The organism is Streptococcus oralis, from assembly GCF_026782085.1.
In the GTDB taxonomy this organism is placed as follows: Bacteria; Bacillota; Bacilli; order Lactobacillales; family Streptococcaceae; genus Streptococcus; species Streptococcus oralis_DA.
In genome coordinates this window covers 81450-102568 of the sequence record NZ_JAKUVW010000004.1, presented here as the reverse complement: position 1 = coordinate 102568, position 21119 = coordinate 81450, and the positions used below count along the sequence as shown (strand labels likewise).

Genomic DNA, 21119 nt, shown 5'->3' with positions numbered 1-21119 from the left:
TTGTAAATCGTTTACAAAGTGATGATCAAATGAAAAAGACTGAAGAATCCTAGTCAAAAAACCTTTTCTTCAATCTCTTTCAATTATTAGAAATACATTACAATCTATCGGGAACTACAAATTATCATAGTTAGGAAAAAACAGTTCGTCTGCAATCGGGCGCATTTTTATTACTATTTCTTAACCTTAAAATACTTTATTATCAACAAGATTCCCAATATGATGTTTAGATAAAAACCCAACTGATAAGTTTGTGTCAAGATTTCCAAACTTGTCCAAAGTCGTATCAAATCTTCTAGTGACATACGGAATAGATATCCTTCTGTAGCAATCCACAAAATCAAAAATAGATAACTACCAGTCGCAAGCCATTTCGTCCACTGCTTTTTTACTAGCCAAGCAATCAAGAGCGAACAGATAAAGACAACTGTTACAATGGCATGTTCCATCAAAAAAGTAAAACCGTAATAGATTTCCACAAAGCGTCTACCATTATCCGCATTCGCTCCCCTTATAAAAGGTAAGGCAAAACTTAAAATAAAACAGAGTTCCAATATATAACGTTTTAAGATTTTCATGACACACCTCCAATAAGTTGTGAACCAAAAAGCCCACTTTCAATAACTGATAAGTCTTCAGAAACAATTCCCTATCTCATCATTAAATTATTCAACCTCCATCTACCTCTATTATACGATATTGACTTACTACCATCAAGAAACCGCTTTATCTTTTTAGCTTTTTATGGTATGATAAACAAAATATCTAGGGGAAAACAAATGACCAACGAATTTTTACATTTTGAAAAAATCAGTCGCCAGACTTGGCAATCATTGCATCGCAAAACAACCCCTCCCTTGACAGAGGAAGAGTTAGAATCCATCAAGAGTTTCAATGACCAGATTAGTCTACAGGACGTAACAGATGTCTATCTTCCCCTAGTTCATCTTATCCATATTTACAAGCGCACCAAGGATGATTTGGCTTTTTCAAAAGGAATTTTTCTCCAACGTGAAAGCAAATCCCAACCTTTTATTATTGGGGTTTCTGGAAGTGTTGCTGTGGGGAAGTCGACCACTAGTCGCTTACTTCAGATTCTTCTATCACGCACTCTTCCAGATGCTACTGTAGAATTGGTGACGACTGACGGTTTTCTCTATCCCAATCAAACCTTGATTGACCAAGATATCTTAAATCGCAAAGGTTTTCCTGAAAGTTATGATATGGAAGCCTTGCTGAATTTTCTTGACCGCCTAAAGAATGGGCAAGATGTCGATATTCCTGTCTATTCTCATGAAGTGTATGACATCGTTCCTGGAGAGAAACAACGTGTCAAAGCTGCTGATTTTGTCATTGTCGAAGGCATCAATGTCTTTCAAATCCCTCAAAATGAGCGCCTTTACATTACTGATTTCTTTGATTTCTCCATCTATGTGGATGCAGCAGTTGAAGACATTGAAAGCTGGTATCTGGATCGTTTCTTAAAGCTGCTCAGCTTTGCCCAAAATGATCCCAACAGCTACTACCACCGCTTTACGCAAATGCCGATTAGAGAAGTTGAAGCCTTTGCTCACCAGGTTTGGACCAGCATTAATCTCACAAATCTACAAAACTATATCGAACCGACAAGGAATCGTGCTGAGGTTATTCTCCACAAGACTAAAAACCATGAAATCGATGAAATTTACCTAAAAAAATAATTTCCCCTTGTCAAAACCTAAGTTTTCATATATAATGGTATAGTTAGTAAATATGGAGGTAAGAACATTGGCAAACATTAAATCAGCTATCAAACGCGCTGAATTGAACGTTAAACAAAACGAAAAAAACTCAGCTCAAAAATCAGCTATGCGTACTGCTATCAAAGCTTTCGAAGCAAACCCTTCTGAAGAACTTTTCCGTGCTGCTAGCTCAGCTATCGACAAAGCAGAAACTAAAGGTTTGATTCATAAAAACAAAGCAAGCCGCGATAAAGCTCGTCTTTCAGCTAAACTTGCTAAATAAGAAACAGTCCATAGAGGCTGTTTTTTTGTCCTCTAATCAGAAAAGGTAGAAAATGAAAATCGCAATTATAGGATATTCTGGAGCTGGCAAGTCAACTCTAGCTGAAAAGTTGTCAAACTACTACTCCATCCCCAAACTGCATATGGATACACTTCAATTTCAACCTGGTTGGCAAGACAGTGACCGCGAATGGATGTTGACCGAGATGAAAAACTTTCTCACAAAGCACGAAGCTTGGGTCATCGACGGCAACTACTCTTGGTGTTGCTATGAAGAAAGAATGCTGGAAGCTGACCAAATCATCTTTCTCAACTTTTCCCCATGGACTTGTCTCTTTCGAGCCTTTAAACGGTATCTCACATACCGAGGTAAAGTCAGAGAAAGTATGGCAGCAGGCTGTCCTGAACGCTTTGACTGGGATTTTATCCGATGGATTCTCTGGGATGGGCGGACAAAACATGCTAAAGAACGCTATCAACGGGTTCAAGAAACCTACCCTGAGAAAGTAATTGTCCTCCGGTCGCAAAAGGAGATGGATTACTTCTTAGAAAATCTCGCGCATAACAAGAAAAACCAACGTGCCTAACGTTGGTTTTTTGCTATTAGCCAATCACACTTCCGTTTGGTACAGCTGGATCAACTGTGAGAAGGGTTAATTTGCCTTCATGTTCAGCTGAGAGGATCATTCCTTGACTGACATATTTTTTCATCATCTTGCGTGGTTTGAGGTTGGCAACGATTTGGATCTTCTTGCCGACCAATTCTTGTTCGTTTGGATAGTATTTGGCAATTCCTGAGAGGATTTGACGGTCTTCGCCATCACCTGCATCGAGGCGGAATTGGAGCAACTTGTCAGAACCTTCTACTTTAGACACTTCTTTGACCTCTGCAACACGGATTTCGACCTTATCAAAGTCTTCAAACTTGATTTCTTCCTTGTTTAGTTTGAGTTCAACTTCATCTGGATTCCATTCTTTTTCGACGGCTGGTTTATTACCTTCCATTTGTTCCTTGATATAGGCGATTTCTTCTTCCATATCCAGACGTGGGAAGATTGGTGTCCCTTTGGCAACTACAGTCACATCTACTGGGAAGTCAGCCAAGCTCAAGTTCTCAAGACTTGCTACTTCTTCCAAACCAAGTTGAGTCAAGACTGCACGACTGGTTTCCATCATAAAGGGCTCAATCAAGTGAGCAACGACACGAAGGCTAGCTGCCAAATGGCTCATAACACTTGCTAATTGGTCGCGAAGGGCTTCATCCTTAGCCAAGACCCATGGGGCTGTCTCATCGATGTATTTGTTGGTACGAGAGATAAGAGTCCAGACTGCTTCCAGAGCACGTGGGTAGTCAACTGCTTCCATGTGTGTATGGTAGTCTGCGATAGATTGCTCTGCTACTTGAGCAAGAGCATTGTCAAATTCAGTCACACCTTCTACATAGGCTGGAATTTGCCCATCAAAGTACTTATTAATCATGGAAACTGTACGGTTAAGGAGGTTCCCTAGGTCATTTGCCAATTCATAGTTGATACGACCTACATAGTCTTCAGGAGTGAAGGTTCCATCTGAACCAACTGGAAGGCTACGCATGAGGTAGTAACGAAGTGGATCGAGGCCATAGCGTTCTACCAGCATTTCAGGGTAAACGACATTCCCTTTAGACTTAGACATCTTGCCGTCTTTCATGACAAACCAACCGTGGGCAATCAAGCGGTCTGGCAATTTGATATCCAACATCATAAGAAGGATTGGCCAGTAGATTGAGTGGAAACGAAGGATGTCTTTTCCGACCATTTGGAAGACTGTTCCGTTCCAGAACTTGTCAAAGTTACCATGCTCATCTTGACCGTAACCAAGAGCTGTCGCATAGTTAAGGAGAGCATCAATCCAAACATAGACAACATGTTTTGGATTTGATGGGACTGGTACTCCCCATGTAAAGGTTGTACGAGAAACTGCCAAATCTTCTAAACCTGGCTCGATGAAGTTGCGAAGCATTTCATTAAGGCGACCATCAGGAGTGATAAATTCAGGATGAGATTTGAAAAATTCAACCAAACGGTCTTGGTATTTGCTGAGGCGAAGGAAGTAAGACTCTTCTGAAACCCACTCCACTTCGTGACCTGATGGAGCGATACCGCCCGTCACATTTCCAGCTTCATCACGAAAGACTTCCGCAAGCTGGCTTTCTGTAAAGAATTCCTCATCTGAGACTGAATACCAACCAGAATATTCACCTAAATAGATGTCATCTTGAGCAAGTAAGCGTTCAAAGACTTGCGCCACTACTTTTTCATGGTAGTCATCCGTCGTACGGATAAATTTATCGTATGAGATATCGAGTAATTGCCAGAGTTCTTTGACTCCAACCGCCATGCCATCAACATAGGCTTGTGGTGTAATACCAGCTTCTTCTGCTTTTTGTTGAATCTTTTGACCATGCTCATCTAAACCTGTTAGATAAAAGACATCGTAGCCCATAAGACGTTTGTAACGTGCTAAGACATCACAAGCAATGGTTGTGTAGGCAGAACCGATATGAAGTTTACCAGATGGATAGTAAATCGGTGTTGTAATATAAAAATTCTTTTCAGACATAATATTTCCTTTCCAGGCTAATGAAACCTGTTTTTCTAACACTTCATTATATCATATTTTTAGTGATTTTCGATAGAGAAATTCATACAAAAACAAGACAGACAAATGTCCATCTTGTTTTTTCTGCTCTATATCTTATTCATAACGAAGGGCTTCGATTGGATCGAGCTTAGAGGCTTTATTGGCCGGCAAGACTCCAAATATCATACCAACGCTGGCTGACACAGCCAAGCTAAAGAGAGCGATTGGGAGGGAAACCCCAACTTCGATACCTGCAATCATGTTTTGAAGCAATACTCCGGCTAACATGGTCATTCCAGCAGCAATCCCAAGACCGATGACACCACCTAGCAAGGTCAAGATCATAGACTCAATCAAAAACTGTACCAAGATATTAGCCCGTGTAGCTCCGAGAGCTTTCCGCAGACCAATCTCACGCGTGCGTTCTGTCACCGAAACCAACATGATATTCATAACACCAGTTCCCCCGACAAAGAGAGAGATTCCTGCGATGGCACTGATAATGGTTGTCATAAAACCAAAGAGTTGTTGTACCTCTTGGAAGGCTGCAGTTGCATCCGCAACTTGGTACTCCCCTTGCTGAAGACCTGCAATCTCAGTCAATTTTCGAGCCAACTCTGGACCCAAGGTCTGTGTTAGACTAGTATCATTGACACGAAAGACGATGTTCGAGATTTCATCAGTATTAAAATTGGCTGCAAGAGAGATATTGGTCGTAATTGGAAGACCACCAATCCCAAAGGCTTTAGCAGTTTTAGCTTCATTGCTAGTATAAACGCCAATCACACGGTAACTAAATTCATTGACAGAGATGACTTGATTAACCGCAGCTTCTGGACTATCAAACAAACTCTTGGCTAGTTCTTCATCCAACAAAATCACACTGGCAAATTCCTTGTAGTCTTGCGGTCTTAGACTTCTACCCGCAACGATTTCATTTTCAACTGCGTTCATGTAGGTGCTATTTCCGCCTGTCAGAGTCGCTCGTTCAACCTTCTTATCCTTATAAGATAGGGTAACGTTGGTCGAATTAGTGACATAGTAACTGTCTACTCCTTTGAGTTTGGCAGCCTCCTTGACCCAAGACTCCAGTGGTTTTGGTGGTTCAACATGAACATCCTCTTCTCTCCCACTGACTGTCAAAGCGGATTGTTTCTGCGTGAAGGAGCCGTCCTTGCTTTTGATAGGAGAGAAAAAGACATGGATATCCTTTTGTGATTTGGTCATGTTTTTATTGACCTGGCGAGACATGGAGTCTCCCAAAGCCATGATGACGACGACAGACGAAACTCCGATGATAATCCCGATCATGGTGAGGAAGGAACGCATCTTGTGGGCCATAATGGATGAAAAGGCAAATTTCAGATTCTGCATCTAGTTTTCCTCCTTTTCTACCTGAGCACTGTCTGATGAGATAACCCCATCACGAATGACAATTTGGCGTTTGGCATAGGCGGCAATCTCAGGCTCATGCGTGACCATGATAATGGTTTTCCCTTCCTTGTTTAACTCCACCAACAGTTGCATGATTTGATTTCCTGTCTTGGTATCCAAGGCTCCTGTGGGTTCGTCTGCTAGGACGATAGAAGGATTATTTACCAAGGCACGGGCGATCGCTACACGTTGTTTTTGACCACCAGATAACTCAGAAGGCAAATGATGACTGCGCTCCGTCAGCTCAACCTTTTCCAGAAATTCCTCAGCCAATTTCCGACGTTTAGAAGCCGAAACTCCAGCGTAAATCAAGGGCAACTCGACGTTTTGAAGTGCATTGAGCTTGGACAAGAGAAAGAACTGCTGAAAGACAAAGCCGATTTGCTGGTTGCGGACCTTGGCCAGTTGTTTCTCTCCAAGGCCTGCAACTTCTTGCCCTTCAAGGTAGTACTCTCCACTGGTTGGTGTATCCAACATTCCGATGGTATTCATCAACGTAGACTTACCAGAACCAGAAGGTCCCATAATGGCAACAAACTCACCTTCATGAACTTCTAGATTGATATTTTTAAGGACCTGCAGTTCTTGATCACCATTTCGATAACTCCTGCAGATATTTTTGAGACTAATTAGTTTCTTCATCAGCCTTCACCTCTTTTCCTTCTTCCAAGGAAGATGTTGGATTACTGATGACCTTGGCACCGTCTGTCAAACCTGAAGTAATTTCTTGGTTGTCTGCGTCCGCATTCCCCAAAGTAACTTCTACCTTCTTCGCTTTTTTCTGGTCGTCAACGATCCAGACATAGTTTTTGTCATTTTCGGTAACAACACTTGTCAAAGGAACAAGGATGGCCTTACTCTTATTTTTGACTTCCACACTGACAGAGAAGCCTTGTTTCAACTCACCGATATCGCTAGTCACATCAACAGTATAAGGGTACTTAGATCCAGTATTCCCTCCAAGGGCTGCATTTGCTGCTTCTCCATTGTTTTTAGGATAATCAGAAATATAGCTGATTTTTCCTGTCCAGCTCTTATCTTGATAAACCTTCGAAGTAAAGGTAACTTCTTGCCCAACAGAAAGGTTAGCAAGGTTGTATTCAGACAACTCCCCTTTGACCTGCAAGTTTTCATTACTTACAACATGTACCACCACTTGGCTATTACCTGTTGGCGATTTGGAAACATTACGATTAACTTCAACTACAGTCCCCTCTAGTGTACTGAGGACAGTTGCAGCATCTAGCTGAGCTTGAGCCTTGTTGAGTTGGGCAACAGCATCTGCACGGTTATCCTTGGCATCACTGATTTGAGAGTCGATAGAGGATACGGAAGAAGTCGCTGCTTGCGCTTGTTCTGGGAGTCCAGCTTCTGTTGGAACTTGTGGGGAAGCTGGTACAGCTGATGCATTTTCACGAGCCTTATTTAACTCCTCGATATGACGGTCTGCCTTTGCAACTGCACGATCTGCTGCATCATAGGCAGCTTGAGCATCCGCACTGCTGTATTTGACCAAAGCTTGCCCTTCTTCGACCTTGTCTCCAACCGAAACGAGAATTTCATCTAAATCTCCCTTACTAGCATCAAAATAAACGTATTGTTCATTTTTTGCTGTAACCGTACCTGACAAGAGAACCGATGAAGCAACGGAACCTTCCTTAGCAGTAACGATATGAGAGGTTTCATCCTTGACTGCTGACTGGGAAGGTTGTCTGAAAATCAAAATTCCCGCAGCACCGATAACAATAGCACTGGCAATACCAATCGCTGTGTATAATTGCCATTTTTTTGCCTTTTTATTTCTTTTCATTTTCAAGCTCCTTTATATTTTTGCCTTACAAATACCATTATATCAGAAACACCAAGCCCAAACAATAACAGTTCAGATGGAAACAATGACAATTCAGGATCATTATTTCGTTCGGTATTCGTTTATTGGGTTATTGTTCTAGATATATAATACAATATCTTTTTGAATTTGGCAAGCGTTTTTATAATTTTTTTACCGTAGCAGATTTTTGCATTCAAATAGTAAAAACGATAGAATATGACTATCAAAGCTATAAGGAGTTTTCTATGAGAGAATATGATATCATCGCTATCGGTGGAGGAAGCGGCGGCATTGCCACTATGAACCGAGCTGGTGAACACGGCGCTAAAGCAGCTGTTATCGAGGAAAAAAAATTAGGTGGAACCTGCGTCAATGTCGGCTGTGTTCCTAAGAAAATCATGTGGTATGGAGCGCAAATCGCTGAAAGCTTCCACCACTACGGTCCTGACTATGGTTTTACAAGTTCAGATGTTCAATTTGATTTCGCAAAACTTCGTCAAAATCGTGAAGCCTACATCGATCGTGCCCGCTCGTCTTATGATGGAAGTTTCAAGCGCAACGGTGTTGATTTGATTGAAGGTCGTGCTCATTTCGTTGATTCCCACACAGTCAGCGTCAATGGTGAATTGATTCGTGCCAAACATATCGTAATTGCGACTGGTGCTCGCCCAAGCATCCCAACTATCCCTGGAGCTGAACTCGGTGGTAGCTCAGACGATGTCTTTGCTTGGGAGCAACTTCCTGAATCCGTTGCGATTCTTGGAGCTGGCTATATCGCCGTTGAATTAGCAGGTGTCCTCCACGCACTAGGAGTGAAAACTGATTTGTTTGTCCGTCGTGATCGTCCCTTGCGTAGTTTTGACAGCTACATCGTTGAAGGACTTGTCAATGAAATGGAAAAAACAGGTCTACCTTTGCACACACACAAGGTACCCGTCAAGCTCGAAGAAACGGATCAAGGTATTACTATTCATTTCGAAGACGGTTCTAGTCACACTGCTAGCCAAGTTATTTGGGCTACCGGTCGCCGTCCAAATGTAGATGGTCTTGAGTTAGAAAAGGCTGGCGTTACACTCAACCAACGTGGATTTATCCAAGTGGATGAGTATCAAAATACTGTTGTAGATGGTATCTATGCCCTTGGAGACGTTACTGGTGAGAAGGAACTGACTCCAGTAGCCATCAAGACTGGACGTACCCTATCTGAACGCCTTTTCAACGGAAAAACAAATGCCAAGATGGACTATACGACTATCCCTACTGTTGTCTTCTCACACCCAGCAATCGGAACGGTTGGTTTAACCGAGGATCAAGCTACCAAAGAATACGGCCAAGATAACATCAAAGTCTACAAGTCAAGCTTTGCATCTATGTACTCTGCCGTTACAAACTATCGTCAAGAATCACGCTTCAAACTCATCACCGCAGGTACTGACGAAAAAGTTGTTGGACTTCACGGACTTGGTTACGGAGTGGATGAGATGATTCAAGGATTCGCTGTTGCCATCAAGATGGGAGCTACCAAGGCAGACTTTGATGCTACAGTAGCTATCCACCCAACTGCCTCAGAAGAATTTGTAACCATGCGCTAATTATCACAAGAGACCTCTTGAGGTCTCTTTTTACATGCAAAATCGGCTGTTACAAAAATTGTTACCTTAGTTAAAAGAATAGGTTGACTTTTCTTTCTGAATTAGTATAATAGTTACTATAATTTTGAAAAGAGGTTAACAGTTTTGAAAAAAGCTCATATCTATGCTATCCCTGCTATCGGTGCTGCTCTCATTGCCGTATTGGCACAAATCAGTCTCCCTATCGGTCCTGTACCCTTTACTTTGCAAAACTTTGCAATCGGTCTGATTGCTACTGTTTTTAGACCCAGAGAAGCTGTTCTATCTGTAGCTCTCTATCTCCTGCTTGGTTCCATTGGTTTACCTGTTTTTGCAGGGGGAGGAGCTGGATTTCACGTTTTAGTCGGTCCAAGTGCAGGCTATCTTTGGTTCGACCTTGTTTATGCTGGACTTACATCTTATCTCATTCATCAAAATAGTGGCTACATTCGCATTTTCCTGGCCAACCTCTTGGGTGACTCCCTCGTCTTTGTCGGAGGTATTCTCAGCCTCCACTTCCTTGCTGGGATGCCATTTGATAAGGCGCTTGCAGTAGGTGTCCTTCCCTTTATCCTCCCTGACCTTGGTAAGATCATTGCCATTAGTTTCATTGGTCGTCCCTTACTCGAACGATTGAAAAGTCTTCCATATTTTTCAAGATAAAAAAATAGTCCAGAACCATTGTTCTGGACTATTTCCTTTCTAAGAATCAACTGTACACTATTTAGCTACTTGACTATTCTTATACCGGTATGAATATTAATCGTTTTATCCTTCAAATTACAGCTATTCACGATATACAAAGTAGAAAAGTATTCTAAGTGATTCAAACCAAATAAGCTTCCATTGATTTTTAATGCTTAGCAATTGTATACTTTTCAGAAAACGCATTTTCACTGATTGAGCTATATTTTATAAATCATTTATGATACAATAGAGCTAACTAAAAGATTCAGAAAATTTAATGTTCATTGATTATTTATATTAACTTGATTATTTTGATTTCTTTTAAAACAAAAATGATTATAAATAATTATAAACAGAAAGGTAATTCTATGCCAAAGAATACTCGTGAGCTAATCATTAAAGCTCTCATCACGCTAGCTAAGAAAAATCCTCAACGTAGTTCCTTTACAATGACTGAAATTGCTGCTGAAGCTGGTATTTCACGACAAGCGATTTATCAAAAGCACTTTAACAACTTTGAAGATATTATCGAATACATTCACGAAGAGACCAATCAGCACATTTTTAACGTCTTTAATAAGTACTGCCCTAGCAATGATGGAGATCCTATCAGCTTTTTAGCAGACCATATACTTCCGCTCATATACGAAAAAAGGGAAATTGTTAACACCTTGTATACCACACAAGTCGACCCATGTTGGAAGGAATTTCTGCGTGGAACCTACTCAGAGTGGGTACTAAAGAATGTCAATTACCAACTGAAATATAATTTTAATAAAGAGGACATCGCTTATATCATTACAACCATGGCAATCTCTTTCATTGAAGTCTGGATTCGTAAAGATAATCCAATCCCCCCTGAAGAGTATAGAGAGACTTTCATTCAATTGGCTAAGACTTCTCTCTGTGACTATATTGTGTCCTAAAAAAAGAATCTTGAGTTCTACTCAAGATTCTTTTTATTGTCCCCCTTTAAAGGCATCGACCATGACCTGAAATTCTTCATTGGAAAGGGTGATTCCTTTGCCCATTTTAGTATGGTCTGGGCTCCAAGCGCGAATGTCAAACTTTGCAGGGGCTCCATTAAAGCTGACTCTATTTAGTTCTTTTGTCCATCCTTTGTCATTTTCAGACAAGGTGAGCAAGTGTTCTTCGATCTCAAATGTAAATTCTGCCATTTTAACTCCTTTATGTGATATGCTTTCTATAGTCTATTCGTAAAAATCTTGTGGTTTTTAGGAAAATTTTATATAATGTGGATATATAAGAAGGGAGGATTCTATGAGACAGACATTCAAACTAGTTCTAGATAAACTACATGGTTTTCTCAATGGGAATGATGATCATCCGCAAATCCAGGATAACTCCCTCACTGCTATGATTGAACAAGCCATCCAGAAAAAGACGGCTGTTCATGTGATACTTGCTGAGACAAGTTTTACGGGTGATATTGTTAAACACGATGCTAATCGCCAACAAATTATCGTCAAAAATTTTTCAAAAAACGTAACTCGAATCATTCGTATCAGTGACATTAAGCGACTTCGTTTCGTTCCCTCAACTGTACAAAAAGCTCAGAAAAGTCTATTTAAGAAAGAGTGAGATGTTCTTTGCATCCCACTCTTTTTCTTAACGAATTTGTTCAAAATGAAGATGAACGGCGATATGGTCGCCATAACCACTTCTCTCCAAATCGCGTTGCAAGCGATAAGAGATATAGTGTTCTGCAATGGTAATGTAGCCAGCTCCAAGTAAGCGGTGCTCAACCATTGACTGGATCATGCTGATAGTGGCACGTTCTACTTTTGCTTCTTCCAAGTCCAAAACGACTTTTTTAGTAACTTGAGCTAAGTTTTGACGTAAATCATCGGTCAAAACATAAACTGTTTGAGCTGCTTTTAGGACAGCTTGGTAAATTTTATCTGGATCAAATTCAGCAATTTCTCCATTACGTTTGATTACTTGCATAAGGTTCTCCTTTATTCTTTATTTTCTTTGATTTCAGCCAACATCTTTTCTTCTTCGGCTGTCAGTTGATAGTTTTCTAGCAGGTCAGGTCTGCGCTCGTAGGTTTTCTTTAGACTCTCATAGAGCCGCCACTGGCGAATCTTTTCATGGTGCCCACTCATGAGCACATCTGGCACGACCATGCCTCTATAGTCATAAGGGCGAGTGTATTGAGGATATTCAAGAAGTCCCGAAGAGAAGCTATCATCTTGGTGGCTAGACTCCTTACCAATCACTTCTGGTATCAAGCGCACGGTCGCATCAATCATGGTCATGGCTGCCAATTCACCACCAGTCAAGACATAGTCTCCTAGGGAAATTTCATCGGTTACCAAGATCTTGATGCGCTCGTCATACCCTTCATAGTGACCACAGATAAAGATCAGTTCCTCTTCCTGAGCCAAATCCTCAGCGTAAGCTTGATCGAACTGTTTTCCAGCAGGATCAAGAAGAATGACACGGGGATTTTTCTTTTCAATAGCATCAAAGGCATCGAAAATAGGTTGGGCCCGGAGTAACATCCCCTGACCGCCTCCGTATGGCTCGTCGTCAACATGACGGGCCTTTTCAGCGTATTCTCTGAAATTATGATACTGGATATCCAAAAGCCCTTTTTCTCGAGCCTTCCCAACAATCGAGTGTTCCAGCGGAGAAAACATCTCAGGAAAGAGGGTTAAAATATCAATCTTCATCATCTAGTCCTTCTAAGATTTCCACTTCGACCCGCTTGTTTGGAATATCAACATTGAGAACCACTGGCGGTATGTAAGGTAAAAGCAAATCACGCTTACCTTTTCGTTTGACCACCCAGACATCATTGGCTCCTGGTTGCAGAATCTCTTTGATTGTTCCAATCAAGTTATCACCCTCGTAAACATCCAAACCGATAATCTCGTGATAGTAGAACTCCCCATCGTCTAGGTCGTTTAAATCTTCCTCAGCGACCTTGAGATTATAGCCCTTGTACTTTTCAATCGCATTGATATGGTACATATCTTTGAATTTGATAATGTCAAAGTTCTTTTGCTTACGATGGCTAGCAATGGTCACTGTTTGGACAAACTGATCTTTTTCATCAAATAAAGCCAGTTCTGCCCCTTTTTTAAAGCGTTCCTCAGCAAAATCCGTCACAGACAAGACTCGCATCTCACCCTGCAGACCCTGCGTATTGACGATTTTTCCAACATTAAAGTAGTTCATCTTGTCTCCTGTACTCTCCTTCTTTCCATCTTATTATGACAATTCTCGAATGATGGCTGCAATTTTTTCTGATTCTGACCATTGTAAATAATGGTGATTTCCTCCTAAGATGAATTTAGTTTTGGAAGTCCAATATTCTGATTCTCTGTACTCTTTTTCTCTATAAGCCTGACAAAAAATAAAAACAGGAATATGAGCTTCAATAGATACATTCTCAAAATCTTTCTCAGTAATCTCACAATATATATGAAATTCTGGAACTTGTCTTTCCAACTCTAAGTCTTTTTCTTGCACTAATTCCCATATTCTTTTATTAGTTTCAGAGCTAAATGTTGCTTGAGTTATGTTCTTAAAATAAAGTTCAGGGCCACACTCATCAATCAACCTCATCTGCTCTTCCATTTCTGGATAGGGATTTTCTGAAAAATCAGCAAACATTACTTTTTTAGTTGTCGGTTCAATTGCTACTAAAGCCTGACACTTAATTGATTTGTTCATCAATTTGCAAGCTAAAATTCCACTCAAACTATGAACACAAAGTATATATTCAGAAATCGCCAATTCTTCAAGTACTTCATAAACCGCGTCTACAAGATTGTCCAGATTTTTTCCAGATTGGTCATGAATCGGACTTCTACCTGTGTTCGGAAAATCAATTGTCAAATAACCCATTGTAGGAGGAAGTTTTTCAAGTATAAGTGAAAAATTTTCATAACTTGGTAGCAAACCTGCGCCATTTAAACAAACAAGCACTTTCTTTTGCTTTTTATAAGTAACAGAGAGACTGCCAATTTTTGTAGTTACTTCAAACCGTTTCATAAAGAAATCCACTCATTCTATAACAATGATTTATTAAAAACCCTTATCCTTTATTTTATCACGTTCTAGGGATTTTCACAAGTTGGATAGATCCTATCTTACAAGGCTACTACCTCTTCAAAAAATTCACCAACTATCTGATTAAACTCTTTAGGCTGGTCATTCATCGGTAGGTATTTGCTGTCTGAAATCGTTACTTGACGCGCATTGGGATTTAGAACAATGATACCATCATAGATTATTTTTAGGTGTTTGGGAAAATCATTTTCTCCTCTTACTAATAGCATGGGAGGATTTCCTTTATATCCTTCTATCTCATGGACTGCCAAGAAACCTGTGATTCCAAGGTTCAAGAAAACATCTCGCCCAGTTTCTATGATGGCCGTCTTAACCAATTCTCTTGTGATAGGGTTATCACTACACATTTTTGAGTTCTTATCAGCAATCACCTTCCAAGGAATCGTTTTATACATAAGAGAACTATATTTGATTCGACCTCTTTCTTTTTCTGATAGGTATCGATGCTGTCCCCAACTATCTACCATGACCAAGGCTAGGACTCTTTCTGGATGGCGATAGGTGTACTCTTGAAGTGGATTTCCTCCCCAAGAATGACCAACCAATATCACCTTATCTAGCTGGAAATAGGACAAAATAGCATCTACATCTTGAACAGCGCCTTCCAGGTCGGGAAGTCCAACTTTCATAGGTGATTCACCCTGCCCTCTAACATTGACAAAGTAAAGGTCAAATCCATCAAAAGCATCATACTGGTGGGCCCACATCTGACTGCGTCCACAAGCTCCATGATAGAAAATAATGTGGCCTTTACTTGCGTTTCCAGGACGATGATAAACAACCAAATCACAATCTAATACTGGTATAATGTGGCGTACCAAAGTCTCGGGTTTTCTGTTATAAAAAGCAATAGCTTCAGCAATATCATTTGGCTTCATTTCTACACTCTCTCCTCTTTATCCTGATATCATTCTTTGTATCTATTTTATCATGCCATATTAAAATCATGGTTTTCTAAACTTAGTTTCATTAAAAATTTTGAATTTTCTGTACAATATAGATAAAGAAAAAGACTGCTAAGCAATCTTTACTTTTTTCTCATCAGATTCATGCCTAAAATTCCAGCAATAATCAAAGTTGCTCCGATGACATGGTAGCTATAAATTGGTTCGTGGAGGATAAGGGCTCCGGCTAGAATGGTCAAAACTGTTCCAAGATTACCAAAGACACTGACGGTTGATGCCCCGAGGCGAACAATAGCATAGATAGAGAGACTACCAGTCACGATAGAGGCTAGTATTCACAAATAGAGGATGGAAAACAGATAGGGTAGCTTTCCAAGCGGCTCTACGTAGGCTAATATGTTCCCCTCTAGATAGTTCGAGGTCAGAGTCAGCGTATTAAAGGTGACGAAGCCAACAAATATCACAACAGCTGTCATATCCATTGCCCGATAGCGTCCCCCTTTGGACTTGCTGAGGATATTGTTTATCGCATTGGCGAGAACAGATCCCAACATCAAGAGAAAGACTGATGCTAAAAGGAGAGTAAAAATCGGGACAAGTGCCTGTAAAATTCCAGCTTCAGAAGACGATATATACTGTAGAGCAAAGGATTGAAAAATAAAAAAGAAGAGTGGATAGAAAAGACTCATAGGAAGAATAGAAAGAATATCTTTTCTACTTAAACTCACTTTGATAAGTTTAGTTTGATGAAGAGCGACCAATACCAAAGCTGCGATTGTATAGCGATGCGCTAAGTTGGTGAGCGGACTGGTATAACCTAAAGCAAGCTTTGTAAATAAAAAAGAAAATCCAATGATTGCTGAAAAGGATAAGGCTGCTAGGTAAGCTTTTGTTTTCTCGTTCATAGATTATTACTCCCTTTAAAAATAGCTATTCTCAAGATTGATTGACTAGAATTCTTTGAGACTGTCTATCCATTTTAGCATAGTAAAATCCTAGATGCTATTTCTATGATTGGTATTTTATTCCTTCTTTCACCGTTTATCTATTACATTAGCTAAAAAGGATTCAGCCAGTCTGATTTGCTTTTCTCGTTCTTGTCTCACAAGTTCTAACTTGTCTGCCTCTTGGAGATTCCTTACTTTGATAGCATAATCCGCGGAAACGATGGCGTGTCCTCTCATATGGGCTGTTGAAATAGCTTGTACAAAGACTCTGGCAGCGTACTTAGCGATTTGATTTTGGGCATTTTTAGAGAGGAGGTTTGCTGCGAAACCTGCTTTTCTCAACTCATGAGGTGGGAGCTCATTTCTCAATCGTGCATCAAAAGCCTCATAAGCTTGCCGAATTATTTTATTTTTCTCACCTTCATCACCGATATCAATTAAAGATAAGAAATCTCGCGAGTTCTCTAATGCCCATCGAGCTAGTTCTTTCTGAGGAAGTCTATCCAGTATTTGTTCTAGTTCCAATCTTTTCTCAGAGTCGTCCCAAATGGCAACTTTGTAAGGACTGGGTAGGTGATTCATTTTAGTCTTATAGGCAGTTCGTTCAAACTCATTCCATGCATAATCCTCTGGTCTCATTGCTTTCTCATTCTTTCTTACTAACTAGCGTAAGCTAGGAGAAACCTTTCATATTAGTGAAAAGAGACTACTCCTAGTTCTCTTGGAAGTTATCCAAAAATTCTTCCAAATCTCGTTCATGCTGGTACTTAATGGCAGCCTTCTTATCTTTGTCAAAGATGCTTTTGGTTAGGTCAATATCGTTGATGGCCGCAATTGCGACAGTGTAGTGAATAATATCTGCCAGTTCTTTGGCTAGTTCCTCATTTGAGTCCTGGACACCCTCTTTTCGACCAGAGCGCCCATTCAAGACCTCTGCTACCTCTCCGACTTCCTCCACTAGCTTGATAAAGAGGCCTTCCTCGGTTCGAGATTGCTGGTAATGTTCGAGTAAGTAAGCTTGTAATTGTCTAAACGTTAAATCCTTCATCTTCTCCTCCACAAAAAAACGAGACATCTGTCCCGCTTTTTTTATTTTTCATCGATAACGATTCTTACTTTTTTGTCTTCAGTTGGGACAGAGTAGACAATCGTTCTTATCGCTGAGATAGTGCGACCCTTACGACCGATAACACGACCGACATCGCTTTTGTCAAGATCCAAGTGATACTCCAAAAATTCTGGTGTGTCTTCGATCTTGATAGTTAAGGCATCAGGTTGTGAAATCAATGGTTTCACAATCGCAATAATGAGATTTTCAATCGTATCCATCTGTCAACCTACTTTAAACTTATTTTGAGAATTTAGAATCGTGGAATTTTTTCAATACGCCTTCTTTTGAAAGGATGTTACGAACTGTATCTGAAGGTTGAGCTCCATCAGCCAACCATGCAAGAACGCGGTCTTCTTTCAAAGTCACTTGGTTTTCAGCAACAAGTGGGTTGTAAGTTCCAACTGTTTCGATGAAACGTCCGTCACGTGGTGAACGTGAGTCTGCTACGTTGATACGGTAAAAAGGTTTTTTCTTAGAACCCATACGAGTCAAACGGATTTTAACTGCCATTTTTTAATGTCTCTTTTCTTATTTTTTATTTCGGTGAAATAGCTAAGCTATTTAGCACATGTTCTATTATAGCAGATTTCTGACAGGTGTCAAGAAAAAAACTTGACAGAGTTTTAATTTTTTTAACTACTAGAAATTTTTAGTAAAATCTTTTACATTTGAAATCAAACTCCTTTTAAGGTACAATGGTAGAAATGAATTTTTGAGAGGTTAACAATGAAAAAACTAGCAGCCCTTCTTTTACTATCCACTGTAGCCCTTGCTGGATGTACTAGTATCCAACGTGGTCTCCGTGGTGATGAATATGTCGACTCCAGCATCTCTGCTGAAGAAAGCTCAAAAGCAGCTGCTCAGGCTGCCAAAGATTTGAATGACGCTTTAACCAATGAAAATGCCAACTTCCCTCAACTTTCTAAAGAAGTTGCTGAAGACGAAGCTGAGGTCATTTTACACACAAATCAAGGCGATATCCGCATCAAACTCTTTCCAAAACTAGCACCTCTAGCAGTTGAAAACTTCCTCACTCATGCCAAAGAAGGCTACTATAACGGCATCACCTTCCACCGTGTCATCGATGGCTTTATGGTCCAAACTGGAGATCCTAAGGGAGATGGTACAGGGGGCCAATCTATATGGCATGATAAGGATAAAACAAAGGACAAGGGAACTGGTTTTAAAAATGAAATCTCTCCTTACCTATACAATATCCGAGGAGCCCTTGCTATGGCTAACACTGGTCAACCAAACACCAACGGTAGCCAGTTCTTCATCAACCAAAACTCAACAGATATTTCAGCTAAACTTCCTACAAGCAAGTATCCAAAGAAAATCATCGAAGCCTATAAAGAAGGTGGAAATCCAAGTCTAGACGGCAAACACCCTGTCTTTGGTCAAGTCATCGATGGCATGGATGTTGTTGACAAGATTGCCAAAGCTGAAAAAGATGAGAAAGACAAACCAACATCTGCTATCACCATTGATAGTATTGAAGTGGTGAAAGACTACGACTTCAGTAAAAAATAAGCCATCAACAGATAAGGAGACGATGACATGATTTTATTTTGGGGTTCTAAAGGTTATCAGAAAGATTTGGGACATACGCAAACTGCGATCGAATGTGGTCACTGTAACAATGTCGACACTTGGGAGATCGTAGAAACTGGACGCAAATTTACCCTCTACTGGATTCCACTTTTTCCTTATGGTAAAAGTTACTTCGTTTCTTGTCCGATTTGCCACTATGGTAAAGAAATTGAGAAATCTGAAGTTGAAAACTATTTAAATTACTAGTCAAAAAAGCCAAGTCATTTCGATTTGGCTTTTTTTCTGCTTTTAAGTTAGCTTGTTAAAGTCCCAGATTTGGTCCATCCAGCCTTCATAAAAGTCTGGTTCGTGGCAAACCATAAGGATAGATCCCTTGTATTCTTTGAGAGCGCGTTTGAGTTCATCCTTGGCATCTACATCCAAGTGGTTGGTCGGCTCGTCCAGCACTAAGACGTTATTTTCACGGTTCATCAAGAGACAGAAACGCACCTTAGCTTGTTCCCCACCTGACAAGACCTGAATTTGACTTTCAATGTGCTTGGTCGTCAAACCACAACGAGCAAGGGCTGCACGGACTTCTGCTTGATTAAGGGCAGGAAAGGCATTCCAGACAGCCTCTAGTGGTGTTTGACGATTGCCACCTTCTACTTCCTGTTCAAAGTAACCAAGTTCTAGGTAATCCCCTCGTTCAACTTCTCCAGCGATGGGAGGAATAATTCCCAAGAGAGACTTCAAGAGGGTTGTTTTCCCGATACCATTGGCTCCAATAATGGCAACCTTTTGATTGCGTTCAAAGGTGAGGTTTAAAGGCTTGGTAAGGGGACGGTCATAACCAATCTGCAAGTCCTTGGCTTGGAAGATAAAGCGCCCAGGTGTACGAGCTGGCTTGAAATCAAAGGACGGTTTTGGCTTCTCACTTTGCAGTTCGATAATGTCCATCTTGTCCAGTTTCTTTTGACGGGACATGGCCATATTACGCGTTGCGACACGCGCTTTGTTTCGAGCCACGAAATCCTTGAGGTCTGCAATCTCTTTCTGTTGACGTTCATAGGCCGCTTCTAGCTGAGATTTCTTCATAGCATAGACTTCTTGGAACTGGTAGTAGTCACCAGAATAACGAGTCAATTGTTGGTTTTCCACATGGTAGACGATATTGATTACGTCGTTGAGGAAAGGAATATCATGTGAAATAAGGACAAAGGCATTCTCATAGTTTTGGAGATAACGCTTGAGCCAGTCAATGTGTTCAGCATCCAAGTAGTTGGTTGGCTCGTCAAGCAACAAAATATCTGGTTTTTCAAGGAGGAGTTTAGCCAAAAGCACCTTGGTTCTTTGCCCACCTGATAAGGCTGTTACATCTGTATCCATGCCATAGTCCATGACACCGAGAGCACGCGCTACTTCATCAATCTTAGCATCTAAAGTATAAAAATCACGACTCTCCAAACGGTCTTGGAGTTCGCCAACTTCTTCCATCAGCGCATCGATATCTGCGCCCTCTTCTGCCATCTCCATATAGAGTTCATTGATACGAGCTTCTGCTTTAAATAGCTCATCAAAGGCTGTCCGTAAGACATCACGCACAGTTTGACCTTCCTTTAGCACAGCATGCTGATCCAGATAGCCAGCAGTCACATACTTAGACCACTCCACCTTTCCTTCGTCAGGTAACATCTTACCAGTCACGATACTCATAAAGGTTGATTTTCCTTCACCATTGGCACCGACAAGACCGATGTGCTCTCCCTTTAGGAGACGGAAGGACACATCTTCAAAAATTGCACGGTCACCAAAACCGTGACTTAAATTTTTAACTTCTAAAATACTCATTCTAATTCCTTATCTTATTTTTATGCAGTCCTTTATAGAGGACCCAAGCCAGATAGCCTCCCAGAGTATTGGTCCACAAATCATCAATCTCAAAGACCCGATTAAAGTCGAATAAAAAATCTAAAACTAGTTGCGTGCACTCAATTCCTAGACTCAGTAGAAAACTGAGAAGGATGATTTTTTTCGTTTGTCGTAAATTTGGACAGAGATAGATCAGTTGAAAGACCAGTGGGAAAAGCAAGAAGACATTCAAAATGTTCTGCAAAAAGATCCAAAGGACTTGTCCCAAACTGGTCACTTCACCCAGATTCCAAAGGGAGTTTAAGGGAGTTAAAAGAAAAACCAGGCGTCCAAAAGTTTGAATACCTGGAGTTTCCACTCCTGTAGGAAGTTGAGGCTGGGGAGTAAAGCAAAAACAGACAATGCATAGGCCGTAAACAGCCACTCCCAATCTTAAGATTAATTCGCTTTTTCTAGTCAT

Annotated in this window: 26 protein-coding genes and 1 pseudogene; 9 read left to right on the top strand and 18 right to left on the bottom strand. The window is 40.6% G+C overall.

The window, feature by feature from the left end:
- Nucleotides 1–173 precede the first annotated feature (173 nt).
- Nucleotides 174–578, bottom strand: coding sequence for a hypothetical protein (locus tag MK395_RS02620; protein WP_268711222.1), 405 nt, complete (start codon nucleotides 576–578; stop codon nucleotides 174–176).
- Between the two features lie 201 nt (nucleotides 579–779).
- Between MK395_RS02620 and coaA the strand changes: the two genes are divergently transcribed.
- The 3 genes from coaA to MK395_RS02605 all read left to right on the top strand — a co-directional run bounded on the left by coaA (nucleotide 780) and on the right by MK395_RS02605 (nucleotide 2590).
- Nucleotides 780–1700, top strand: coding sequence for a type I pantothenate kinase (coaA, locus tag MK395_RS02615; protein WP_268711221.1), 921 nt, complete (start codon nucleotides 780–782; stop codon nucleotides 1698–1700).
- 67 nt (nucleotides 1701–1767) lie between these two features.
- Entirely contained in the window at nucleotides 1768–2004 is a 237-nt protein-coding gene (gene rpsT, locus MK395_RS02610; protein ID WP_001274000.1) for a 30S ribosomal protein S20, read from the top strand.
- Nucleotides 2005–2056: 52 nt separating this feature from the next.
- Nucleotides 2057–2590: a DNA topology modulation protein gene (locus MK395_RS02605; protein WP_000684210.1), complete on the top strand. Its 534-nt coding sequence runs from the start codon at nucleotides 2057–2059 to the stop codon at nucleotides 2588–2590.
- Between the two features lie 16 nt (nucleotides 2591–2606).
- Here the strand turns inward: MK395_RS02605 and metG are convergent, their stop codons facing one another.
- The 4 genes from metG to MK395_RS02585 form a co-directional block, all read right to left on the bottom strand.
- Complete coding sequence (gene metG / locus MK395_RS02600; protein WP_268711220.1) at nucleotides 2607–4604, bottom strand: methionine--tRNA ligase; 1998 nt, start codon at nucleotides 4602–4604, stop codon at nucleotides 2607–2609.
- 135 nt (nucleotides 4605–4739) lie between these two features.
- Entirely contained in the window at nucleotides 4740–5999 is a 1260-nt protein-coding gene (locus MK395_RS02595) for an ABC transporter permease (protein WP_242747776.1), read from the bottom strand.
- Nucleotides 6000–6701 carry an ABC transporter ATP-binding protein gene (locus tag MK395_RS02590; RefSeq protein WP_268711219.1) on the bottom strand — a complete coding sequence of 234 codons (702 nt, stop codon included), beginning with the start codon at nucleotides 6699–6701 and terminating at the stop codon, nucleotides 6000–6002.
- A complete protein-coding gene (locus MK395_RS02585; RefSeq protein ID WP_268711218.1) occupies nucleotides 6685–7869 on the bottom strand; it encodes an efflux RND transporter periplasmic adaptor subunit in 1185 nt (394 codons plus the stop codon). The genes MK395_RS02590 and MK395_RS02585 overlap by 17 nt, the downstream gene beginning before the upstream one ends.
- Before the next feature lie 266 nt (nucleotides 7870–8135).
- On the opposite strand from MK395_RS02585, the gene gor reads away from it, so the two are divergent.
- The 3 genes from gor to MK395_RS02570 all read left to right on the top strand — a co-directional run bounded on the left by gor (nucleotide 8136) and on the right by MK395_RS02570 (nucleotide 11113).
- A complete protein-coding gene (gor, locus tag MK395_RS02580; protein ID WP_268711217.1) occupies nucleotides 8136–9482 on the top strand; it encodes a glutathione-disulfide reductase in 1347 nt (448 codons plus the stop codon).
- A 144-nt stretch (nucleotides 9483–9626) separates the two neighbouring features.
- Nucleotides 9627–10163, top strand: a complete 537-nt coding sequence (locus MK395_RS02575) for a biotin transporter BioY (RefSeq protein ID WP_042768991.1) — start codon at nucleotides 9627–9629, stop codon at nucleotides 10161–10163.
- A gap of 392 nt (nucleotides 10164–10555) precedes the next feature.
- Nucleotides 10556–11113, top strand: coding sequence for a TetR/AcrR family transcriptional regulator (locus tag MK395_RS02570; RefSeq protein WP_125453437.1), 558 nt, complete (start codon nucleotides 10556–10558; stop codon nucleotides 11111–11113).
- A gap of 33 nt (nucleotides 11114–11146) precedes the next feature.
- Here the strand turns inward: MK395_RS02570 and MK395_RS02565 are convergent, their stop codons facing one another.
- Nucleotides 11147–11365, bottom strand: coding sequence for a YdbC family protein (locus tag MK395_RS02565; RefSeq protein ID WP_049490154.1), 219 nt, complete (start codon nucleotides 11363–11365; stop codon nucleotides 11147–11149).
- A 103-nt stretch (nucleotides 11366–11468) separates the two neighbouring features.
- On the opposite strand from MK395_RS02565, the gene MK395_RS02560 reads away from it, so the two are divergent.
- The gene (locus MK395_RS02560) at nucleotides 11469–11789 is read left to right on the top strand and encodes a eukaryotic translation initiation factor 4 gamma (RefSeq protein WP_049477659.1); all 321 of its coding nucleotides are present in this window, start codon (nucleotides 11469–11471) and stop codon (nucleotides 11787–11789) included.
- A gap of 27 nt (nucleotides 11790–11816) precedes the next feature.
- On the opposite strand, the gene MK395_RS02555 is transcribed toward MK395_RS02560, so the two are convergent.
- The 10 genes and pseudogenes from MK395_RS02555 to rpsP form a co-directional block, all read right to left on the bottom strand.
- Nucleotides 11817–12155: an ATP cone domain-containing protein gene (locus MK395_RS02555; RefSeq protein WP_001196045.1), complete on the bottom strand. Its 339-nt coding sequence runs from the start codon at nucleotides 12153–12155 to the stop codon at nucleotides 11817–11819.
- 11 nt (nucleotides 12156–12166) lie between these two features.
- The gene (gene trmD, locus MK395_RS02550) at nucleotides 12167–12886 is read right to left on the bottom strand and encodes a tRNA (guanosine(37)-N1)-methyltransferase TrmD (RefSeq protein ID WP_268711666.1); all 720 of its coding nucleotides are present in this window, start codon (nucleotides 12884–12886) and stop codon (nucleotides 12167–12169) included.
- Nucleotides 12876–13394: a ribosome maturation factor RimM gene (gene rimM / locus MK395_RS02545; protein ID WP_268711216.1), complete on the bottom strand. Its 519-nt coding sequence runs from the start codon at nucleotides 13392–13394 to the stop codon at nucleotides 12876–12878. The genes trmD and rimM overlap by 11 nt, the downstream gene beginning before the upstream one ends.
- A gap of 33 nt (nucleotides 13395–13427) precedes the next feature.
- On the bottom strand, nucleotides 13428–14213 hold the full coding sequence (locus MK395_RS02540; protein ID WP_268711215.1) for an alpha/beta hydrolase family protein: 786 nt from the start codon (nucleotides 14211–14213) through the stop codon (nucleotides 13428–13430).
- 98 nt (nucleotides 14214–14311) lie between these two features.
- Complete coding sequence (locus MK395_RS02535) at nucleotides 14312–15169, bottom strand: alpha/beta fold hydrolase (protein ID WP_268711214.1); 858 nt, start codon at nucleotides 15167–15169, stop codon at nucleotides 14312–14314.
- Nucleotides 15170–15318: 149 nt separating this feature from the next.
- Nucleotides 15319–16101, bottom strand: a pseudogene (locus tag MK395_RS02525) (DMT family transporter).
- 129 nt (nucleotides 16102–16230) lie between these two features.
- Nucleotides 16231–16782 carry a putative immunity protein gene (locus MK395_RS02520; protein ID WP_268711211.1) on the bottom strand — a complete coding sequence of 184 codons (552 nt, stop codon included), beginning with the start codon at nucleotides 16780–16782 and terminating at the stop codon, nucleotides 16231–16233.
- Between the two features lie 73 nt (nucleotides 16783–16855).
- Nucleotides 16856–17191 carry a MazG nucleotide pyrophosphohydrolase domain-containing protein gene (locus MK395_RS02515; RefSeq protein WP_000654119.1) on the bottom strand — a complete coding sequence of 112 codons (336 nt, stop codon included), beginning with the start codon at nucleotides 17189–17191 and terminating at the stop codon, nucleotides 16856–16858.
- A gap of 41 nt (nucleotides 17192–17232) precedes the next feature.
- A complete protein-coding gene (gene kphA, locus MK395_RS02510) occupies nucleotides 17233–17472 on the bottom strand; it encodes an RNA-binding protein KphA (RefSeq protein WP_268711210.1) in 240 nt (79 codons plus the stop codon).
- A 19-nt stretch (nucleotides 17473–17491) separates the two neighbouring features.
- A complete protein-coding gene (rpsP, locus tag MK395_RS02505; RefSeq protein ID WP_000268760.1) occupies nucleotides 17492–17764 on the bottom strand; it encodes a 30S ribosomal protein S16 in 273 nt (90 codons plus the stop codon).
- A gap of 216 nt (nucleotides 17765–17980) precedes the next feature.
- Here rpsP and MK395_RS02500 point away from each other — a divergent pair, with 216 nt between their 5' ends.
- Nucleotides 17981–18787, top strand: coding sequence for a peptidylprolyl isomerase (locus MK395_RS02500; RefSeq protein WP_198459486.1), 807 nt, complete (start codon nucleotides 17981–17983; stop codon nucleotides 18785–18787).
- A gap of 27 nt (nucleotides 18788–18814) precedes the next feature.
- A complete protein-coding gene (locus tag MK395_RS02495) occupies nucleotides 18815–19054 on the top strand; it encodes a zinc-ribbon domain-containing protein (protein ID WP_000600214.1) in 240 nt (79 codons plus the stop codon).
- A gap of 42 nt (nucleotides 19055–19096) precedes the next feature.
- On the opposite strand, the gene abc-f is transcribed toward MK395_RS02495, so the two are convergent.
- Both abc-f and MK395_RS02485 read right to left on the bottom strand, forming a co-directional pair.
- Nucleotides 19097–20638 carry a ribosomal protection-like ABC-F family protein gene (gene abc-f / locus MK395_RS02490; RefSeq protein ID WP_268711209.1) on the bottom strand — a complete coding sequence of 514 codons (1542 nt, stop codon included), beginning with the start codon at nucleotides 20636–20638 and terminating at the stop codon, nucleotides 19097–19099.
- Nucleotide 20639: 1 nt separating this feature from the next.
- On the bottom strand, nucleotides 20640–21119 hold the full coding sequence (locus tag MK395_RS02485) for a VanZ family protein (protein ID WP_000197258.1): 480 nt from the start codon (nucleotides 21117–21119) through the stop codon (nucleotides 20640–20642).

Excerpts from the sequence above, each read along its gene's own strand:
- MK395_RS02620 (WP_268711222.1), bottom strand. The coding sequence starts at position 578 with ATGAAAATCTTAAAACGTTATATATTGGAACTCTGTTTTATTTTAAGT.
- coaA (WP_268711221.1), top strand. The coding sequence starts at position 780 with ATGACCAACGAATTTTTACATTTTGAAAAAATCAGTCGCCAGACTTGG.
- MK395_RS02605 (WP_000684210.1), top strand. The coding sequence starts at position 2,057 with ATGAAAATCGCAATTATAGGATATTCTGGAGCTGGCAAGTCAACTCTA.
- metG (WP_268711220.1), bottom strand. The coding sequence starts at position 4,604 with ATGTCTGAAAAGAATTTTTATATTACAACACCGATTTACTATCCATCT.
- MK395_RS02595 (WP_242747776.1), bottom strand. The coding sequence starts at position 5,999 with ATGCAGAATCTGAAATTTGCCTTTTCATCCATTATGGCCCACAAGATG.
- MK395_RS02590 (WP_268711219.1), bottom strand. The coding sequence starts at position 6,701 with ATGAAGAAACTAATTAGTCTCAAAAATATCTGCAGGAGTTATCGAAAT.
- MK395_RS02585 (WP_268711218.1), bottom strand. The coding sequence starts at position 7,869 with ATGAAAAGAAATAAAAAGGCAAAAAAATGGCAATTATACACAGCGATT.
- gor (WP_268711217.1), top strand. The coding sequence starts at position 8,136 with ATGAGAGAATATGATATCATCGCTATCGGTGGAGGAAGCGGCGGCATT.
- MK395_RS02570 (WP_125453437.1), top strand. The coding sequence starts at position 10,556 with ATGCCAAAGAATACTCGTGAGCTAATCATTAAAGCTCTCATCACGCTA.
- MK395_RS02565 (WP_049490154.1), bottom strand. The coding sequence starts at position 11,365 with ATGGCAGAATTTACATTTGAGATCGAAGAACACTTGCTCACCTTGTCT.
- MK395_RS02560 (WP_049477659.1), top strand. The coding sequence starts at position 11,469 with ATGAGACAGACATTCAAACTAGTTCTAGATAAACTACATGGTTTTCTC.
- MK395_RS02555 (WP_001196045.1), bottom strand. The coding sequence starts at position 12,155 with ATGCAAGTAATCAAACGTAATGGAGAAATTGCTGAATTTGATCCAGAT.
- trmD (WP_268711666.1), bottom strand. The coding sequence starts at position 12,886 with ATGAAGATTGATATTTTAACCCTCTTTCCTGAGATGTTTTCTCCGCTG.
- rimM (WP_268711216.1), bottom strand. The coding sequence starts at position 13,394 with ATGAACTACTTTAATGTTGGAAAAATCGTCAATACGCAGGGTCTGCAG.
- MK395_RS02540 (WP_268711215.1), bottom strand. The coding sequence starts at position 14,213 with ATGAAACGGTTTGAAGTAACTACAAAAATTGGCAGTCTCTCTGTTACT.
- MK395_RS02535 (WP_268711214.1), bottom strand. The coding sequence starts at position 15,169 with ATGAAGCCAAATGATATTGCTGAAGCTATTGCTTTTTATAACAGAAAA.
- MK395_RS02520 (WP_268711211.1), bottom strand. The coding sequence starts at position 16,782 with ATGAGACCAGAGGATTATGCATGGAATGAGTTTGAACGAACTGCCTAT.
- MK395_RS02515 (WP_000654119.1), bottom strand. The coding sequence starts at position 17,191 with ATGAAGGATTTAACGTTTAGACAATTACAAGCTTACTTACTCGAACAT.
- kphA (WP_268711210.1), bottom strand. The coding sequence starts at position 17,472 with ATGGATACGATTGAAAATCTCATTATTGCGATTGTGAAACCATTGATT.
- rpsP (WP_000268760.1), bottom strand. The coding sequence starts at position 17,764 with ATGGCAGTTAAAATCCGTTTGACTCGTATGGGTTCTAAGAAAAAACCT.
- MK395_RS02500 (WP_198459486.1), top strand. The coding sequence starts at position 17,981 with ATGAAAAAACTAGCAGCCCTTCTTTTACTATCCACTGTAGCCCTTGCT.
- MK395_RS02495 (WP_000600214.1), top strand. The coding sequence starts at position 18,815 with ATGATTTTATTTTGGGGTTCTAAAGGTTATCAGAAAGATTTGGGACAT.
- abc-f (WP_268711209.1), bottom strand. The coding sequence starts at position 20,638 with ATGAGTATTTTAGAAGTTAAAAATTTAAGTCACGGTTTTGGTGACCGT.
- MK395_RS02485 (WP_000197258.1), bottom strand. The coding sequence starts at position 21,119 with ATGACTAGAAAAAGCGAATTAATCTTAAGATTGGGAGTGGCTGTTTAC.